The sequence below is a fragment of the Actinomycetospora lemnae genome (assembly GCF_028737315.1).
GTDB lineage: Bacteria > Actinomycetota > Actinomycetes > Mycobacteriales > Pseudonocardiaceae > Actinomycetospora > Actinomycetospora lemnae.
Map to the genome: position 1 here is coordinate 501384 of NZ_JAQZAO010000003.1, position 17207 is coordinate 518590.

The window sequence follows — 17207 nt, forward strand, 5'->3', positions numbered from 1 at the left end:
CCAATACCTCGCCGGTGACCTACCCGTCCGACCCCACGCCGTCCCCGGCGTCGGATCCGGAACCAGCCCGGACTCCGGCGCGCACCGTCCTGCACTGGCACGTCCACGGCTCCTGGACCACCGCGTTCGTCCAGGGGCGGCACACGTGCCTGTTGCCGGTGCTGCCGGAGCGCGGACCCTGGGGCGGGGGGCGGCCGGCGGCCTGGGACTGGCCGGCACGGGCGGAGGAGGCCACCCCGGAGCAGCTGCGCGAGCGCGCCGAGACGATCGATGCCGTCGTGCTCCAGCGCCCCGAGGAGATCGAGCTCACCGAGCGCTGGACGGGGCGGCGACCGGGCGTCGACCTGCCCGCGGTGTTCGTGGAGCACAACACACCCAAGGGTGACGTGCCCACGTCGCGCCACCCGATGGCCGACCGCGACGACATCCCCGTCGTCCACGTCACGCACTTCAACGCGTTGATGTGGGACACCGGGCGGGCGCCGGTCCACGTCGTCGAGCACGGCGTGGTGGACCCGGGCGAGCGCTACACCGGCGAGCTCGACCGCGCGGTCGTCGTCGTCAACGAGCCGGTACGCCGCCACCGCGTCACCGGCACCGACCTGCTCGCGGGCTTCGCCGACACCGTCGGTCTCGACGTCTACGGGATCGGCAGCGAGCGCCTCGGCGAGGCCGTCCGCCACCCCGGCATCGCGATCGGGGGCGACCTGCCCCAGGACCGGCTGCACACCGAGATGGCGCGCAGGAGCGTCTACCTGCACCCGGTGCGCTGGACCTCGCTGGGCCTGTCGCTGATCGAGGCGATGATGCTCGGGATGCCGGTGGTCGCGCTCGCGACCACCGAGGCCGCGGTCGACGTCCCGGCCGCGGCGGGTGTCGTCGCCACCGACCTGCGGGTCCTCCACGAGGGCCTGCGCACCTACCGCGACGATCCGGAGCTCGCCCGCGCGGCGGGCGCCACCGCTCGGGCCTCGGCGCTGGCCCGCCACGGGGTGGACCGCTTCCTCAGCGACTGGGATCTGCTGCTCGACGAGCTGATCGAGGGTGACGCGACGGCGCGCGCCCGGGATCCCCGCCGCCTGACACCCGCGGTCTGACCACCCACACGGGGGTGCGGGACCGGTCCAGCAACGTGCCGGTCCCGGGTCCCCCCTCGTCCCGTGGCGCGCCCCGCGCCGCCCCCGATCGATGACCGGCCCCTGCACGGGCCGAGGGAGGAGTGCGCATGCGGATCGCGATGGTCTCCGAGCACGCGAGCCCGCTGGCGGCGTCGGACGGGCTCGGCGGCGTCGACGCCGGCGGTCAGAACGTCGCCGTGCGCGCGCTGGCACTGGCCCTGGCCGACGCCGGCCACGACGTGGTCGTGCACACCCGCCGCACCGACCGCCGCACCCCACGACGCGTCGCGCTCGCCCCGGGCGTCACCGTCGACCACGTCGACGCCGGCCCACCCGTCGAGGTGCCCAAGGACGAGCTCGTCGAGCACATGGACGCGTTCTCCGCCGAGCTCGCGACGTGCTGGCGCGAGGAACGTCCCGACGTCGTGCACGCCCACTTCTGGATGTCCGGGCTGGCCGCGCTGCCGGCCGCCCGCGCGCTCGCGGTGCCGGTCGTGCAGACCTTCCACGCGCTCGGGTCGGTCAAGCGCCGCCACCAGGGCGCCGAGGACACCAGCCCCGCCCGCCGCGTCGCGGTCGAGAGCGACCTGGGCGCCTCGGTCGACCGCGTGCTCGCGACCTGCCGCGAGGAGGTCGACGAGCTCGTCGCCCTCGGGGTGCCGGTCGACCGGGTGACGGTGGTGCCGTGCGGCGTCGACGTCCAGCACTTCACGGCGACGGGAGACGGAGCGCAGCGGAGCTCGACCATGGGGGCCGGCCCGGTCGCCGCCCGCGGTGACGGCTTCCGCGTGCTGACCGTGAGCCGCCTCGTGCCGCGCAAGGGCGTCGACACCGTCGTCGCCGCCCTCGCGAACCTGCCCGCCGACGTCGAGCTCGTCGTCGCGGGCGGGCCGCGCGCCGAGGGCCTCGACGACGACCCGGAGGTCGCGCGGCTGCGCCGCCTCGCCCGGGAGGTCGGGGTCGCCGACCGCGTGCACTTCCTCGGCGCCGTCGGCCAGGACGCCCTGCCCGCCCTGTACCGCTCCGCCGACGCCGTGGCCTGCGTGCCCGCCTACGAACCGTTCGGGCTGGTCCCGCTCGAGGCGATGGCGTGCGCCCGCCCCGTCGTGGCGGCCGCGGTCGGCGGGCTCGCCGACACCGTCGTCGACGGCGTCACCGGCCACCACGTGCCCGCGGGCGACCCGGCGGCCGTCGCGGCCGCGCTCGCCCGCCTGCGCGACGCCCCGCGCCGCGCCCGCGCCCTCGGACGTGCCGGGCGCCGCCGCGCGGAGGCCGAGTACGGCTGGGACCGCGTCGCCGCAGCGCACGAACGCGTGTACGGCGAGGTGATCGCCGGCGCCGTCGGCTCCGTCGGCGCCCTGACCACGGGGAGCCCGGCATGACCGGGGACGGGATCGTGCGCCGCCACCTCGGTGGCCTCGCCGCCACACTCGACGGGCTCGCGGGCGAGTCGCGGCGCATCGAGCGCTGGGGCACCGAGCTGGCCACCCGCCTGCGGCACGGCTCGCGGCTGCTCGCCGCGGGCAACGGCGGCAGCGCGGCCGAGGCGCAGCACCTCACCGCCGAGCTCGTCGGGCGCTACCGCGGCGAGCGCGAGCCGCTGTCGGCGATCGCGCTGCACGCGGACACCTCGACGATCACGGCGCTGGGCAACGACTACGGCTACGACGAGGTCTTCGCCCGCCAGGTCCGTGCGCACGGCCGCCCCGGGGACGTGCTCGTCCTGCTGTCGACGAGCGGGCGCAGCCCGAACCTCGTCGCCGCGGCGGAGGCGGGCCGGTCCCTCGGGCTCACCGTGTGGGCGCTGACCGGGCCCGGCCCGAACCCGCTCGCCGACGCGGCCACCGAGGCGCTGTGCCTGCCGGGGGAGACCCCGTCGGTGCAGGAGGCGCACCTGGTGACCGTGCACCTCATCTGCGAGATGGTCGACCGTGCGCTCGCCGGGCGCGCCTCGGCCCCGACCTCGCGCGCCGCCGAGGAGCTCGTGCCGTGAGCCCCCGCACGCGCTCCTCGATCGTGGTGGTCGGCGACTGCCTGCGCGACGTCGACGTGTTCGGCGCCGTGGAGCGGCTCTGCCCCGACGCGCCCGCGCCGGTGCTCGCCGCCGCCGAACGGCGCGAGCGTCCCGGCGGCGCGGGCCTGACCGCCCTGCTCGCCGCGCGCAGCACCCGGCGCCCGGTGCGCCTGGTGACGGCGCTGGGGTCCGACGCCGACGCGATGCGCGAGCTGCTGGCCGGCGTGGACGTCGTGGCGGTCGAGACCGGGGGCACCACGCCCACCAAGACCCGCATGCTGGCCGACGACCGGGTGCTGCTGCGCCTCGACGAGGGCGGCCTGGACCCGGTCGCGGCGACCCGGGACCTGCTGGACGCCATCGCCGGCGCCGGCGTCGTCCTCGTCTCCGACTACGGACGCGGGATCACCGCCGACCCCGCGGTCCGCGCGGCCCTGAGCGAGGCGGCCGGCCGCGTGCCGGTCGTCTGGGACCCGCACCCGAACGGCGCGCCGCCCGTCCCCGGCGCCACGCTCGTGACCCCGAATCTGGGCGAGGCCCGGGGCTACGTGAGCGAACTCTCCAGCCATGGCCCGGAAGACCGCTCACGAGGGTTCCCGCACGAGCCCGCCGCGCTCGGGGAGACGCTGCGCGCGCAGTGGGGCGTCGACGCGGTCGCGGTCACGGCCGGGCGCCACGGCGCCGTGCTGCGCGGGGCCACGGGCACGTCGGTCACGCCGGCCACGCCCGCGCGCGTCGGCGACCCCTGCGGCGCCGGCGACCGGTTCGCCGCGAGCGTGGCCGTCGCCCTCGCCGACGGGTCGGCGGTCGACGACGCCGTGCGCACCGCGGTCACCGCGGCCGCCGCGTTCGTCGCCGCCGGCGGCGCGGCCGCGCTGGACGACGCGCCGCTCGAGAGCCCGGCGGAGCCGCGGACCACCGACGTCGTCGCCGACGCCCGCGCCCGCGGCGCCACCGTCGTCGCCACCGGCGGGTGTTTCGACCTCCTGCACGCCGGGCACGCCCGCACCCTGGCGGCGGCGCGACGGCTCGCCGGCGAGGACGGCGTCCTCGTCGTCTGCCTCAACTCCGACGCCTCGGTGCGCCGGCTCAAGGGCCCCGACCGCCCCGTGGTCACCGAGGCCGACCGCGCCGAGATGCTCGCCGCGCTCGACGCCGTCGACGCCGTCGAGGTGTTCGACGAGGACGACCCGCGCGCCGTCCTCGACCGTCTACGACCCGACGTCTGGGTCAAGGGCGGCGACTACGCCACCGACGAGCTGCTCGAGACACCGCTGGTGCGCAGCTGGGGCGGCGAGGTCGTGGCCGTGCCGTACCACGCCGGCCGCTCGTCGACCCGCCTGCTGGCGCGCCTCGAGAACGAGACCAGTCCTGACTCCGTCCCTTCGGGAGGAACACCATGACCAGCGCCGCCGCGTCCCCGGTCCCCGCCGCCGACCCCGAGGCCACCCGCGCCGCCGACTCGCAGCGCCAGGGCCCGGGCCACGTGCTCGTCACCGGCGGCTCGTCGGGCCTCGGCGCCGCCGTGTGCGAGGCCGTCGTCGCCGCCGGCGGCACGCCCGTCGTCCTCGATGTCAAGGCGCCCGACGCCGGGCACGCCTTCGTCGAGGTCGACCTGTCCGACACCCGCGCCGCCGAGACCGCCGTCGGCCGCGCCAGCGAGCAGGTCGGCGGCCTCGACGCCGTCGTCACCGCCGCCGGCATCGACCGCTGCGGCCGGCTCGTCGACGTCGACGCCGCCGAGTGGGAGCGCGTCATCGCGGTGAACCTGCTCGGCACCGCCGCCGTGGTGCGCGCCGCGCTGCCCGAGCTGGAGTCACGGCGCGGCAAGGTCGTCACGGTGTCCTCGACGCTCGGGGTCAAGGCCGTGTCCGACGCGACCGCCTACTGCGCCTCGAAGTTCGGCGTCGTCGGCTTCACCCGCGCGCTGGCCGCCGAGACCGCCGGCCGCGTCGGGGTCACGCTGCTGATCCCCGGCGGCATGTGGACCCACTTCTTCGACGACCGCCCCGACCAGTACAAGCCGGGAGCGGACGCCAAGCTCAACGACCCCGCCCAGACCGCCGACGCCGTGCTCTACGCCCTCACCCGCCCCGCGGGCAGCGAGGTGCGCGAGCTCGTCGTCACGTCGTCGGAAGAGGGCTCGTACCCGTGACCGGACCCCCTCCGACCGATTCGTCAGCGCAGGTCGGCGGCCGCGGCGTCGGGGTCCGGGTAGGTGTCGAACAGCTCGGTGAGCCCGGTCAGGCTCAGCGCCCGGCCCGCCGTGCGCGGCACGCCGGCCAGGCGCAGCTCGCCCTCGCGGGCGATCGCCGCCTCGCGCTCGGCGATGAGCAGGGCCAACCCGGCCGAGCCCATGAAGTCGACGCCCGAGAGATCCAGCACGACGTGCTGGGCGCCCGCGGCGACCTGCTCCTGGATCGTGCTGCGCAACGGCCCGGCCGTCGCGGTGTCGATGTCGCCGACGGGACGGACCACGGCCACGGCCGGGGTCAGGAAACGGGTGGTGACGGTGGTGTCCGCGGCGCCCTCGGTCTCGAGCGCGGGATCGGTCGGGGGGTCCTGGGCCATCGGCACTCCCGGAGGCGCGTGACGGGGCGGAGGACGACAGTACCCACGCCACCGGCGGCGCGCCGACCGGCGGGAACACACCCCGCCGAACGCACCCGTAGGTGTTCCCCCGGAAGGACGGATCGCTGATGGCCGCCCCCGAGATCGACCGGCGCGACACCGGTCATCGCGACACCGGTGTCGTGCCCCCGCTCGACGCCGCCCCGCTCGCCGCCGACCTCCCCGCGCGGTTGGCCGCCGCCGCCCCGCGCGTCGTCGTGCTCGGCGACGCCGTGCTCGACCAGTGGCTGACCGGGCCGTCGACGCGCCTGTCGCGCGAGGCGCCGGTGCCGGTCGTCGAGGTCGACCACACCCGTGGCTCGCCCGGCGCCGCCGCGAACACCGCCGCCAACCTCGCCGCGCTCGGCGCGCGCACCGAGTTCGTCTCGGTGCTCGGCGACGACGCGGACGCCGCGACGGTGCGCGAGCTGCTCACCGCCTACGGCGTCGGCACCGACGGCGTCCTCACCGACCCGACGCGACCCACCGCGGCCAAGCGCCGGGTGCTCGCCGACGACGCGCTGGTCGCGCGCTTCGACACGACGCCGCGCACACCGCTGGACGCGGGCGTGCGCGAGACGGTGCACGCCGCGCTGCGCGAGGCCGTCGAGGGCGCCGACGCCGTGGTCGTCTGCGACTACGGCGGCGGGGTGCTCGACGAGTCGACGGTCGCGCTGGTCGGGTCGCTGCACGAGGGGCGCGACTGGCGCCTCGTCGTCGACGCGCACGACCCGGCGCGGTGGGCGCCCGCGCGGCCCGACGTCGTCACCCCGAACGCGGGGGAGGCGGCGTGGCTGCTGGGCCGCGACCTCGGCGGTCCCGACCGCGTCGCCGCCGCCGAGGCCGCGGGCCCGGAGCTGCGGGCCCGCTCGGGGGCGGGCGCGGTCGTCGTCACCCTCGACCGCGACGGCGCGCTGCTGCTGCCCGACGAGCAGGCGCCCGCGCACCGCACCTTCGCCCGCCCCGCGCCGGAGAGCCACACGTGCGGGGCCGGCGACACGTTCACCGCCGCCCTGTCCCTCGCGCTCGCCGCGGGCACCCCGGCCGCCACGGCGGTCGAGCTGGCCCAGGCGGCCGCCGACGTCGTCGTGGGCCGGCCGGGCACGTCGGTGTGCGCGACCGGCGAGCTCGCCGAGCGCGTCGCCGCCGCCGAGGGCCCGCTGCTCGACGCCGCGTCACTGGCCGCGCTCGTCGACGAGCAGCGCGTCATGGGCCGGCGGGTGGTGTTCACCAACGGCTGCTTCGACGTCGTGCACCGCGGGCACATCGCCTCGCTCAACCAGGCCAAGCGCCTCGGCGACGTCCTGGTGGTGGCGCTGAACTCCGACGACTCGGTGGCCCGGCTCAAGGGCCCCGAGCGCCCGGTGAACCCGCTCGCGGACCGCGCCGCGGTGATCGGCGCGCTGAGCTGCGTCGACCACGTCACGACGTTCGACGCCGACACCCCCGTCGAGCTGCTCGAGCTGCTGCGCCCCGACGTGTACGCCAAGGGCGGCGACTACACCCCCGAGATGCTGCGCGAGGCGGAGACGGTCCGCGCGTACGGCGGCCGCACGGTGATCCTCGACTACCTGCCCGACCGCTCGACCAGCGCGATCGTCGACCGCATCCGGGGGTCGGCGCCGTGACCGACGTCGACGTCCTCGTGCCCACGAAGGACCGGCCGATCGAGCTGGCGACGACGCTGGCGGGCCTCGCGGCGCAGACCGGGGTGTCGTACCGGCTCGTGGTCTCGGACCAGTCCGACGACGCGCCCTCGTGGGACACGTCGCCCGCGTGGACGGTGATCCGGTGGCTGCGCCGGCGCGGGGTCGAGGTCGACCTGCAGCGCCACCTGCCCCGGCGCGGAATGGCCGAGCAGCGCGCGTTCCTGCTCTCGCGGGCGTCGTCCCCGGCGGTGCTCTACCTCGACGACGACGTGTGGCTCGAGCCGGGCGCGCTGGCGCGCCTGCACCGGGCGCTGGGCGAGCTGCGCTGCGGGATGGTGGGCGCGGCGATGCAGGCGCTCGGGCACGCCGACGACCGGCGGCCGGGGGAGGTGACGTCGTTCTCGGTGTGGGAGGACGGCGTGCAGCCCGAGACCCTGGTCAAGGACGGCCCGGGCTGGGAGCGCTGGCGCCTGCACAACGCGGCGAACGGGCTGCACCTGGCCGAGTCGCTGGGGCTCGACGGACCGGGGTCGCCGGTGCCCCCGCCCGAGCGCTACGTGCCGTACAAGGTGGCCTGGGTGGCGGGGTGCGTGCTGTTCGACCGCGCCGCGCTGGTCGATGCCGGGGGGTTCGAGTTCTGGCGGGACGTGCCACCTGATGCGCACGGCGAGGACGTGTACTCCCAGCAGCGGGTGATGGCGCGCCGCGGCGCCGCCGGCATCCTGCCCGGGGGCGCCTACCACCAGGAGTCCCCCACCGCCCTCCCCGACCGCGGAGTCTCGGCCGTCGACGCCCTCCCCATGTGAGCAGTTGCGGCGCCTATAGGCGCGGTAACTACTCACGAGCATCGGGGGCAGGACCGGGAAGGTCCGCTCCACCCGACCATCCGCAGCACCGCCTCGACCTCGCGCGCGGTGCGGCAGGGCGCGGTGGTGACCTCGGTCCAGCCGAACGGCAGGGCCGCGGCGTGATCGAGGAGGGCGGCGACCGACCGACGCCGATCGGTCAGGGCCGTGAGCTTGTCGGCGTGCGACCAGTAGCCGTCGAGGCGCACGATGACGCGGCCCGTGGGCAGGTCGTAGACGACGTCCTCGTAGCGGCGGTGCCCGTCGACCACCACCGGCTCCTGGCGCTTGCCGACCGGGAGGTCGTGGGCCACCTCGACGTCCTCCCGGTAGCGCAGCTCGAGCATCGAGTCGATGCCGTCGAGCAGCAGCGTGATGGCGTCGGTGATGGCGCGGCGGTGGCGGAGCGGTCGTCGGAGCTCGACGGCCCGGCCGAGGAGGAGCCCGTGGATGCGGTGTGCGACGGCGATCTCGTGGACGAGACGGGTCGCCTCCCCCTGCGTCGGGGCGGCCATGGCGAGGTCGAGCAGCGTGTGCACCCGGTCGGTGCGCGGCGGCACGAGACCCGGCGCGCCGATGTGGGCGAACGCCCGCGAGCGGTGCAGACGCAGCCCGTCGACCCGGTACGCCGCGTTGCCGTAGGGGACCGTGACGTGGATCGGTGCGTCGGGACCGGCGGGCACCATCCCCCACAGCTCACCGGCGGTCTGGTGGCTCAGGAGGGCTCCGCCACGGCAGGCGAGGATCGCTGCCATCCGCCGCGCTGCGGGGGGCAGCGGCCCGCTGTGCAGGGCGTACACGCCGCGATGGATCCGCTGCCACCGTCCGGCGCGCACCTGGGCGTCGACGCCGTGCTGGGTGAAGCCACGACGGTGGAGCTGGCCGATCGTCACAATGTCGTGCTGCTCGCGACGGATCGTCTGCCACGCGTCGAGGTCGAGGTCGTCCATGCCCGGTTCGACGCAGGACGAGGACGGACGGATCCACCCGCTTCCCCATGTGAGTAGTTGGCACGCCTATAGGCGTGCCAATTACTCACATGGGGCGGGAGCGGAGGGCCTGGGCCACCGCGAGGACGCGGGGGTCGGTGAGGAGATCCTCGAGGGAGGCGGAGAGAGGGATGCGCCAGTTCGGGTAGGCGTCGACCGTCCCGGGGAGGTTGGGCTGGCGGACGTCGCCGAGGACGTCGGTGAACGCCGCGAGCACGACCCGCGAGCGGGCGGTCGCGAGCAGTTGGTGCATCGCGAGCACCACCGCGTCGGCGTCGGCGTCCGCCGAGACCCCGAACCCCTCGCTGCGCAGGAGCCCGAGCAGCTCCTCCCGGTCGCGCGCCGCGTCGGCCTGCGCCGCCGAGACGTCCGAGAGCACCCCGGCCTCGGCGCGCGCCCGCACGTGCTCGTCGGCGAGGAACCCCGCGGCCGTGGGCAGGTCGTGGGTCGAGATGGTCCCGAGCGTGTCGGGGTGCCAGCGCCGCGGCGGGAGCAGGTCGCCCGCGGCGTCCCGCTGGAACCACAGCACCGCGCAGCCCAGCGCCCCGTGCTCGGTGAGCCCCTCGGTGACCTCCGGCTCGACGGTCCCCAGGTCCTCGCCGACCACCACCGCGCCGGCCCGCGACGCCTCGATCGCCACCACCGCGAGCATCGCGCGCGCGTCGTAGTGCACGTAGGCGCCCTCGCGCGCCCCGCGGCCCGGCGGGATCCACCACAGTCGCCACAGCCCGGCGACGTGGTCCACGCGCAGGCCGTCGGCGTGACGCAGCACCCCGCGGATCATCGAGCGCAGCGGCGCGTACCCCGACGCCGCGAGGGCGTCCGGGCGCCAGGGCGGCAGCGCCCAGTCCTGGCCCTGCTGGTTGAAGTCGTCGGGCGGCGCGCCGACGGTCACGCCGGGCGCGAGCGCGCCCGCCAGCGTCCACGCGTCGGCGCCCCCGGCCGAGCAGCCGACGGCGAGGTCGGCGATCAGCCCGACGGCCATGCCCGACGTCGCCTCGTGCGCCGCCGCCAGCTGCGCGTCCGCCAGCTGGAGGCACCACGCGTGGAACAGCACGCGGTCCGCGAGCTCCCGCCGCGCCGCGTCCACGCCGGAGTCCCCGACGTGCCGCAGCCCGTCCGGCCACGCGTGCAGGTCGCTGCCGTGGCGTTCGGCCAGCGCGTACCAGGTGGCGACGTCGCGCAGCTCCTCGTCGAGCGCGTCGACGTCGGTCGGGGCCGCGGTGTCGTACGGCCGCAGCAGCTCCAGCGCCGCCCGCTTGGCCGCCCACACCGCGTCGTGGTCGACGAGATCGCCCGACGGCGGCCGCAAGGCGTCCACCTCCGAGCGCGCCGACGCGGGCGCGGCGGCGTACGCGGCCGTGTCGGCCACCCGCACGTAGAGCGGGTGCAGGAACCGCCGGCTCGACGGCGAGTACGGCGACGCCTCGACCTCCGGGGCCAGCGCCAGCGCGTGCAGCGGGTTGACGAGCAGCGCCCCCGCCCCCTGCTCCGACGCGGTCCGCGACAGCAGCGTCGCGAGGTCCCCGTAGTCGCCGCACCCCCACGACTGCGCCGAGCGCAGCGCGTACAGCTGCACCATCCAGCCCCACGTCGGCGGTGGCGGCTCGAGCGCGGGCGGCGCGACGATCAGCGCGACGTCCTGGTCGCCGCACGCGAGACGGTGGTAGCCGACGGGCAGGTCGGCGGGCACCTCGTCGACCGACCGCTGCGCGCCGTCCTCCAGCGTCACCGTCCCCGGCGCGGGCAGCGGCCGCGTGGTCCCGACGTCGACGACCAGCGTCGCCGGCAGCGCGTCGGGATCCGCCGACCGCAGACGCTCCAGCGCCGCGCTCAGCGCCTCCGGCGTGCGGGCGTCGACGTCGAGGGCCTGGAGGACGTCGAGCACGACGCCGCGGTCGAGCTCGACCTCCTGGTCGTCGGCGTCGCGGTAGCGCACCGCGACGCCGTGGGCGGTGGCGAGCTCGGCGAGGTCCGGCTCGACCGGCTCGGGCACCGGCGTCTCCTGGGGGTCTCGGTGGGACGGGGGGAGCAGGATGTCAGGCCGAGGGGCGGGCCCGCGGCGCGGGCGGGAGCTCCTCGGTGCCGGCCGCGCGGCGGCGCGCGCGGGCGGCGACGTCGGTGGCGACGGCACGGGCCGCGGTGCCCGGACGGCGGACGCCCGCGAGCGCGGCGACGGCGCTCTCGGCGAGGCCGGTCGCCGCCACGGCCTCCCGGACCGCCCACCCGCGGGACAGCAGGGCGGCGGCCAGCTCGCGGGCCGCGACGGTGTCGCGTCCGGCGCGGCGGGCCAGGGCCCGCAGGTCGGCCGGGGCCGCCGGGCGCCCGCTCGGCCGGATGGTGACCGCCCGGGGTCGGCGACGGGGGGAGTCCCGCTCGGGACGGTCCTCGGGCAGGGCCTCGGGCAGGGCCTCGGGCAGGGCCTCGGGCGGGGCCTCGGCGTCCTCGGTCGGACGGGGGGTGGGCAGGATGTCAGGGGCGGCGGCCGGCGGGGCCAGGGTGGGAATGGTCGGTTCGTGGAGCACGGTCACCTTCCGTCGTGGATGCACACCGGGATCGGCTCCGCCGGGACGTCGCGAAACGTGACGTCAGGCGGGCTGCAGCAGGTGCTTCTCGCGGACGAGCGGCAACGACAGCGTCCGGTAGCCGCCGCCGTCGAAGAGCACGACGACCGAGTCCTCGGCGACCGTCGTCACCGTGCCCCGGCCCCACGCGTCGTGACGGACGGCCTCGCCGGGCACCGGGTCGCCCTCCTGGCCGGGGCTCTCGTGCAGCCCCGTCCGGTCGCCCGGGTCCCCGGCGCGCCCGGCGTCGCACATGTCGCAGTAGCCGCACGGCTCGTCCCGGCACTCGCCGAGCGCCTCGAGCAGCGTGCGCCGCCGGCACCCGGTCGCCTCGGCGTACCGCCGCACCAGCTCGACCTTGCTCTGCTCGCGCTCGCGGCGGCGCGTGACGAGCGCGGCCGCCTCCCGCGCGATCTCGTCGACGTCCCCGTCGGCCAGCGCGTCGCCCGGGGCGAGCCTGCGCCCGGGCAGCTGGCGCACCGCACCGAGCGCGACGAGCCCCGGCACCCCCCGCGCCAGCGCGGCCTTCGACAGCCCGGCCGCGTCGGCGAGCTCGCCCTGGGCGACGCCCTCGGGGTTGGCGCTGATCGCCGTCAGCACGGTCGTCAGGGCCTGCGCGCCCGCGTCGCGACCGGAGGCGAAGAGCTTGGGGCGGGCGAGGTCCTGCGGCCGGTGGAACAGCACGGCGGTCGCCGGCGCGCCGTCGCGGCCCGCGCGGCCGATCTCCTGGTGGTACGCGTCGATCGAGGTCGGCGTGTCACCGTGCACGACCCAGCGCACGTCGGGCTTGTCGATGCCCATCCCGAACGCGCTGGTGGCGACGACGACCGGGACCTCGCCGGCCATGAACGCGTCCTGCACCCGCGCGCGCTCGCCGTTCTTCATCCCGCCGTGGTAGGCCTCGGCCCCGATCCCGGCCTCGCGGAGCCGGTCGCGCACCTCGGTCGTGTGCCCCCGGGTCGTCACGTAGACGATGCCGGTCCCCTCGAGCTCGGTGACCTCGCGGACCACCCGCTCCCACTTCGTCCCCTCCTCGTGCACGAGGTGCGCGGCGAGGTGGATGTGCGGGCGGTCGGGGTCGCGCACCACGACGCACGCCTCGGGCACGCCGAGCAGCTCGAGGATCTCCTGGCGCGCGGGCACCGACGCGGTCGCCGTGAGCCCCAGCACGCGCGGGCGCCCGAGGCGCCGGCGCGCGACGGCAAGCGTCAGGTAGTCGGGGCGGAAGTCCGGGCCCCAGTCGCACACGCAGTGGACCTCGTCGATCGCGAGCAGCGAGGGCTCGCCGGTGGCGAGCTCGTCGAGCACGTCGGGGCGCGCGAGCTGCTCGGGCGAGGTGACGAGCACGTCCAGCTCGCCGTCGGCGAAGGCCCGCAGCACCTCGCCGTGCCGGCCCTTCGCGAGCGTCGAGTTGAGGACCTCGGCGCGCAGGCCCGCGTCGACGAGGTGGGCGACCTGGTCGCGGTGCAGCGACAGCGTCGGCGACACCACCACCGTCGGTCCCCCCAGCACGAGGCCCGTGACGGCGTAGACGGCGGTCTTGCCGGCGGCGGGCGGCAGGACGGCGAGGCAGTCGTCGACGAGCGCGCCGAGGACCGCGTCGCGCTGGCCGTCACCGAGCTCGACGCCCTCGCCGAGGACGCGCACGACGGCCGCGTCGACCGCGTCACGGGTGGGGCGATCGACAGGGCCACAGGGCCCGAGGAGATCCTGGTCCGGGTCGGTCACCGGCGGGTGGTAGCCGATCGATCTGCACCAGAAACGGCGTTCGTACGGCGTGACCCGCGGGTAGACCCGGCCGGTGGATCTCGTGCACGTCGAGCCCTACGGACCCGGCCTCGGACGCCGTCGTCGCGGCAAGGGCTGGAGCTACTTCGACCGCGAATCGGGCGCGTCGGTGACCGATGCCGCCCACCTCGACCGCATCCGCGCGATCGTCATCCCGCCCGCGTGGGAGGACGTCTGGATCTGTGCCGACCCGAACGGCCACATCCAGGCCGTCGGCACCGACGCCGCGGGGCGCCGGCAGTACCGCTACCACGAGCAGTGGACGCTGCAGCGCAACCAGGAGAAGTTCATCCGCGTCGCCCGTCTCGGGCACGTCATCGGTGACGCGCGCACCGAGATCGCGGCGCGGCTCACCGCCGGGCGCCGCCTCGGTCGCGACCGGGTGCTCGCCGGCGCGGTGTGGATGCTCGACCTCGGCGTCTTCCGCGTCGGGCACGAGGAGTACGCCAGCGACGACTCGCCCGGCGACGCGTCCTTCGGGCTCGCGACGCTGCGCCGCGAGCACGCCGTCGCGCGTCGCGACGGCGGCGTCGAGTTCCGGTACACCGCCAAGTCGGGGGTGCCGCGGCGGATCACGCTGCACGACGAGCACGTGCACGCCCTCGTCAGCTCCCTCAAGCGCCGCCGCGGCGGGGGCGAGGACCTGCTCGCCTACCGGCGCGGCGGGCGTGGCGGCGACCGCGGGCCCTGGCACGACGTCACCGCGCAGGACGTCAACGACGCCGTGCGCGAGCTCATCGGCGACGAGTTCACCGCCAAGGACCTGCGCACCTGGAACGCGGGGGTGCAGGCCGCCGTGGCGCTCGCGGGCGAGTGCGACGACGGCGGCGCCCCGCCGCGCGCGCAGCGCAAGCAGAAGGGCGCGGTGACGCGGACCATGAAGGCGGTCGCGGAGCAGCTGGGCAACACCCCGGCGGTGTGCAGGCGCTCCTACGTCGACCCTGTGATCGTCTCGCACTTCGAGCACGGCCGGACCATCGCCGAGGCGCTGCGATCGGCGCCGGGCGACGACCGGGCGATGCGCGCGCACGTCGAGCGGGCGGTGCTCGAGCTGCTCGACCACCGCGACGTCGTGCACCTGGCCGCGGCCGCGTAGGGAGCGCGGGGACCGGTCAGACCGTCGTCATCTCCGCCCAGACCGTCTTGCCGTCGGAGTGGGGCTCGACACCCCAGGACGCCGCGACGGCGGCGACCATCGCCAGGCCACGCCCCCGCGGCGACGTGGGGGCGGGCAGGTGCGCCTCCGGCAGGGGCGCGAGGTCGAAGTCGCGCACGGTCAGGCGCAGCAGGTGCTCGCGGCGCTCCACCTCGACCACCGACCGGCTCTCCGCGTGCTCGACGGCGTTGGTGACGAGCTCGGTGACGACGATCTCGGCGGCCTCGCGGGCCTCCTCGTCCACCGACCAGTGGCCGCAGACCCGGCGCACGTGCGTCCGGGCGTCGCCGGGAGCCCGGGGGTCGACGCCGAAGCGCCACCAGCCGCGGACCAGCGTCGGGCGCTCGTCGAGGTGGGCCAGCGCGGCGTCGACGTCGGGGTGCACCGGGACGCGCTCGGCGACGCGCGAGCTCACGAGCAGCGCGGCGGTCGTCGCGTCCGGGGCCGCGAGCGCCAGCCGGACCTCGGGCCATTCACCGGCGCGGGCGGCGGCCTCCGCGAACGCGTGCACCGCGCCCGAGTGGACGAGGTCGACCCGCGAGAGGTCGGCGACGACCGCGCCGTACCGGCGCATCAGGAGGCAGACCCGCTCCACGAGCGGGCGCGCGGTGGTCAGGGACAGGGGACCGGACAGCGCGACGAGCACCCCCGGGGCCGCGTGCTCGCTCCCGTTCCGGTCCGGCCACGCGTCGCCCTCGCCGTCCCCCGTGTTCTCGAGGGACAGCTCGATCCTTGTGTCCACGACTCACCTCCGGACCTTGGTACCCCCGCCCCCAGGGGGCCATGCGCGTCCCCGAGGTCGAGTCGCCCGTCGTGGACGCACGGTGGAGGAGCGGTCGCCGGTCGTCCTGACGGGCGGCCCGGGGCGCGCCATGATGGGCGCATGAGCGATCAGGACGAACGGCCCTCGTCGGCCCTCGCGGCGGCCGCCGCGTCGGGCGCGGGGGAGGGCGCGGGCACCGGAGACCTGGTCGCGTCCCCGGGCGCGGTCATGCGGGTGGCCGGGATGGTCGGCAAGCTCGTGGAGGAGGTCCGGTCGGCGCCGCTCGACGAGGCGGGGCGCTCACGGCTGGCCGACATCCACGAGCGCTCGATCCGCGAGCTCGAGCAGGGGCTCGCTCCCGAACTGCGCGAGGAGCTGCACCGGATCACGCTGCCGTTCTCCTCGGACGCGACGCCGTCGCAGGCCGAGCTGCGCGTCGCCCAGGCGCAGCTGCTGGGCTGGCTCGAGGGGCTGTTCCACGGCATCCAGAGCGCCGTGCTCGCGCAGCAGATGGCCGCGCGCGGGCAGCTCGAGCAGATGCGTCAGGGCCGCGGCCGTCCCGCGCCGAGCGGCGACGGCGGCCAGTACCTGTGAGGAGCCCCTCAGCGGGCTTCGTAGACGACGGCGCCGGCCGCGGGGGTCTCGACGCCGCGGCTCCCGCGCAGCGCGACGCGGCGCTCGTCCTCGGTGAGACCGCCCCAGACGCCGTACGGCTCGCGGGTGGCCAGCGCGTGCCGACGGCACGGCTCGATCACCGGGCAGCTCGCGCACACCTTCTTGGCCTCGGCCGCGCGGTGCTCCCGGCGCGGTCCGCGCTCCCCGTCCGGGTGGAAGAAGAAGCTCGAGTCCATCCCACGGCACGACCCGTGGAGCTGCCAGTCCCACTCGTCGATGATCGGGCCGGGCAGGAGGCGGATGTCGGCCATGGCGGTCCTCCCAGTCAGGGCGTCCGGACGGGGCACTGTTCTCCCGGCACCGGAGATGCAGCGGCGGTATCCCCGGCCCTCCGAGACGGCAAACACCCCTGAACGGCCCAATGCAGGTCACGATCGTGCGTCGTCCGGCCCGTCGTCGGCGTGTCACCGCGCGCTGCCGGGCTCGTCCGGGCGTCCGGCGACATCGTCCGGGCGGCCGTCCGGGCCATGAACGGGTGCCCACGGGGGGTGACGAGTAGGCTCACCGGCACGGCAAGTACGTTGCCCGTGGATCGACGAGGAGTGCTCGACGCACGCCCCGGAGCACACCCGACCTGACCGGAGGGGGACCAGACCGTGGCCACCGATGACGACCTCACCGCGGAGGACCCGCTGGGCGTCGATGTGCAGCGGTCGAACGGCGCGTCGGTGATCCGGCTGGCCGGCGAGATCGACATGCTGACGACGCCCGCGCTGCGCGCCAAGGTGAACGAGGAGCTCCAGGGCAAGCCCACGGTGCTCGTGCTCGACATGCTGTCCGTCGAGTTCCTGGGATCGAGCGGCCTCGCGCTGCTCGTCGAGGCGCTCGACGAGTCCCGCAACCGTGACGTGGCGCTGCGCCTCGTGGCGAACTCGCGGCCGGTGAGCCGGCCGCTGCAGGCGACCGGGCTGACCGACCTGTTCGCGCTCTACCCGTCGGTCGAGGCCGCGCTCGCCGGATGACCGGTGCGGGGGCCTGCCGTCCGCATCGCCTGCGCCGATACGGTGGCCCCGCCACCGCCCGCCTCACCTGCCGC

Annotated in this window: 17 protein-coding genes; 10 read left to right on the plus strand and 7 right to left on the minus strand. The window is 76.4% G+C overall.

Annotated elements, in window-relative coordinates:
• Window positions 1-89: 89 nt before the first annotated feature.
• The 5 genes from PGB27_RS09305 (at window position 90) to PGB27_RS09325 (ending at window position 5287) form a co-directional block, all read left to right on the plus strand.
• Complete coding sequence (locus PGB27_RS09305) at window positions 90-1097, plus strand: glycosyltransferase (protein WP_274200136.1); 1008 nt, start codon at window positions 90-92, stop codon at window positions 1095-1097.
• A 128-nt stretch (window positions 1098-1225) separates the two neighbouring features.
• Window positions 1226-2500 carry a glycosyltransferase gene (locus PGB27_RS09310; RefSeq protein WP_274200083.1) on the plus strand — a complete coding sequence of 425 codons (1275 nt, stop codon included), beginning with the start codon at window positions 1226-1228 and terminating at the stop codon, window positions 2498-2500.
• Window positions 2497-3111 carry a D-sedoheptulose-7-phosphate isomerase gene (locus PGB27_RS09315; protein ID WP_274200084.1) on the plus strand — a complete coding sequence of 205 codons (615 nt, stop codon included), beginning with the start codon at window positions 2497-2499 and terminating at the stop codon, window positions 3109-3111. The genes PGB27_RS09310 and PGB27_RS09315 overlap by 4 nt, the downstream gene beginning before the upstream one ends.
• On the plus strand, window positions 3108-4535 hold the full coding sequence (locus tag PGB27_RS09320) for a PfkB family carbohydrate kinase (RefSeq protein ID WP_274200085.1): 1428 nt from the start codon (window positions 3108-3110) through the stop codon (window positions 4533-4535). The genes PGB27_RS09315 and PGB27_RS09320 overlap by 4 nt, the downstream gene beginning before the upstream one ends.
• Window positions 4532-5287, plus strand: a complete 756-nt coding sequence (locus tag PGB27_RS09325; RefSeq protein WP_274200086.1) for an SDR family oxidoreductase — start codon at window positions 4532-4534, stop codon at window positions 5285-5287. Before PGB27_RS09320 ends, PGB27_RS09325 begins: the two co-directional genes overlap by 4 nt.
• 23 nt (window positions 5288-5310) lie before the next feature.
• On the opposite strand, the gene PGB27_RS09330 is transcribed toward PGB27_RS09325, so the two are convergent.
• Window positions 5311-5703, minus strand: a complete 393-nt coding sequence (locus tag PGB27_RS09330) for an STAS domain-containing protein (RefSeq protein ID WP_274200087.1) — start codon at window positions 5701-5703, stop codon at window positions 5311-5313.
• 128 nt (window positions 5704-5831) lie between these two features.
• Here PGB27_RS09330 and rfaE2 point away from each other — a divergent pair, with 128 nt between their 5' ends.
• Together rfaE2 and PGB27_RS09340 are read left to right on the plus strand one after the other, a co-directional pair.
• Window positions 5832-7370, plus strand: coding sequence for a D-glycero-beta-D-manno-heptose 1-phosphate adenylyltransferase (rfaE2, locus tag PGB27_RS09335; protein WP_274200088.1), 1539 nt, complete (start codon window positions 5832-5834; stop codon window positions 7368-7370).
• Window positions 7367-8197: a glycosyltransferase family 2 protein gene (locus PGB27_RS09340; protein WP_274200089.1), complete on the plus strand. Its 831-nt coding sequence runs from the start codon at window positions 7367-7369 to the stop codon at window positions 8195-8197. Before rfaE2 ends, PGB27_RS09340 begins: the two co-directional genes overlap by 4 nt.
• A 32-nt stretch (window positions 8198-8229) precedes the next feature.
• Here the strand turns inward: PGB27_RS09340 and PGB27_RS09345 are convergent, their stop codons facing one another.
• From PGB27_RS09345 to PGB27_RS09360, 4 genes are all read right to left on the minus strand, one after another.
• On the minus strand, window positions 8230-9186 hold the full coding sequence (locus PGB27_RS09345) for a type IV toxin-antitoxin system AbiEi family antitoxin domain-containing protein (RefSeq protein WP_274200090.1): 957 nt from the start codon (window positions 9184-9186) through the stop codon (window positions 8230-8232).
• A gap of 85 nt (window positions 9187-9271) precedes the next feature.
• Complete coding sequence (malQ, locus tag PGB27_RS09350) at window positions 9272-11221, minus strand: 4-alpha-glucanotransferase (protein WP_274200091.1); 1950 nt, start codon at window positions 11219-11221, stop codon at window positions 9272-9274.
• Window positions 11222-11264: 43 nt separating this feature from the next.
• A complete protein-coding gene (locus PGB27_RS09355; RefSeq protein WP_274200092.1) occupies window positions 11265-11750 on the minus strand; it encodes a hypothetical protein in 486 nt (161 codons plus the stop codon).
• Window positions 11751-11813: 63 nt separating this feature from the next.
• Entirely contained in the window at window positions 11814-13517 is a 1704-nt protein-coding gene (locus PGB27_RS09360) for a RecQ family ATP-dependent DNA helicase (protein ID WP_274200093.1), read from the minus strand.
• 73 nt (window positions 13518-13590) lie between these two features.
• On the opposite strand from PGB27_RS09360, the gene PGB27_RS09365 reads away from it, so the two are divergent.
• Window positions 13591-14673 (plus strand): DNA topoisomerase IB, encoded by a 1083-nt coding sequence (locus PGB27_RS09365; RefSeq protein ID WP_274200094.1) that lies wholly within the window; start codon window positions 13591-13593, stop codon window positions 14671-14673.
• 16 nt (window positions 14674-14689) lie between these two features.
• On the opposite strand, the gene PGB27_RS09370 is transcribed toward PGB27_RS09365, so the two are convergent.
• A complete protein-coding gene (locus PGB27_RS09370; RefSeq protein ID WP_274200095.1) occupies window positions 14690-15475 on the minus strand; it encodes an ATP-binding protein in 786 nt (261 codons plus the stop codon).
• Between the two features lie 141 nt (window positions 15476-15616).
• On the opposite strand from PGB27_RS09370, the gene PGB27_RS09375 reads away from it, so the two are divergent.
• Complete coding sequence (locus PGB27_RS09375) at window positions 15617-16090, plus strand: bacterial proteasome activator family protein (protein WP_274200096.1); 474 nt, start codon at window positions 15617-15619, stop codon at window positions 16088-16090.
• Between the two features lie 8 nt (window positions 16091-16098).
• Here PGB27_RS09375 and PGB27_RS09380 read toward each other — a convergent pair whose 3' ends face one another.
• Window positions 16099-16422 (minus strand): WhiB family transcriptional regulator, encoded by a 324-nt coding sequence (locus PGB27_RS09380; protein WP_274200097.1) that lies wholly within the window; start codon window positions 16420-16422, stop codon window positions 16099-16101.
• Window positions 16423-16767: 345 nt separating this feature from the next.
• Between PGB27_RS09380 and PGB27_RS09385 the strand changes: the two genes are divergently transcribed.
• Entirely contained in the window at window positions 16768-17133 is a 366-nt protein-coding gene (locus PGB27_RS09385) for an anti-sigma factor antagonist (RefSeq protein WP_274192486.1), read from the plus strand.
• The last annotated feature ends 74 nt before the right edge of the window (window positions 17134-17207 follow it).

What these genes read in the sequence shown, in the direction of transcription:
- PGB27_RS09315 (WP_274200084.1), top strand. Translation starts at nt 2,497, where the DNA reads ATGACCGGGGACGGGATCGTGCGCCGCCACCTCGGTGGCCTCGCCGCC.
- PGB27_RS09345 (WP_274200090.1), bottom strand. Translation starts at nt 9,186, where the DNA reads ATGGACGACCTCGACCTCGACGCGTGGCAGACGATCCGTCGCGAGCAG.
- PGB27_RS09310 (WP_274200083.1), top strand. Translation starts at nt 1,226, where the DNA reads ATGCGGATCGCGATGGTCTCCGAGCACGCGAGCCCGCTGGCGGCGTCG.
- PGB27_RS09325 (WP_274200086.1), top strand. Translation starts at nt 4,532, where the DNA reads ATGACCAGCGCCGCCGCGTCCCCGGTCCCCGCCGCCGACCCCGAGGCC.
- PGB27_RS09330 (WP_274200087.1), bottom strand. Translation starts at nt 5,703, where the DNA reads ATGGCCCAGGACCCCCCGACCGATCCCGCGCTCGAGACCGAGGGCGCC.
- PGB27_RS09380 (WP_274200097.1), bottom strand. Translation starts at nt 16,422, where the DNA reads ATGGCCGACATCCGCCTCCTGCCCGGCCCGATCATCGACGAGTGGGAC.
- PGB27_RS09375 (WP_274200096.1), top strand. Translation starts at nt 15,617, where the DNA reads ATGAGCGATCAGGACGAACGGCCCTCGTCGGCCCTCGCGGCGGCCGCC.
- rfaE2 (WP_274200088.1), top strand. Translation starts at nt 5,832, where the DNA reads ATGGCCGCCCCCGAGATCGACCGGCGCGACACCGGTCATCGCGACACC.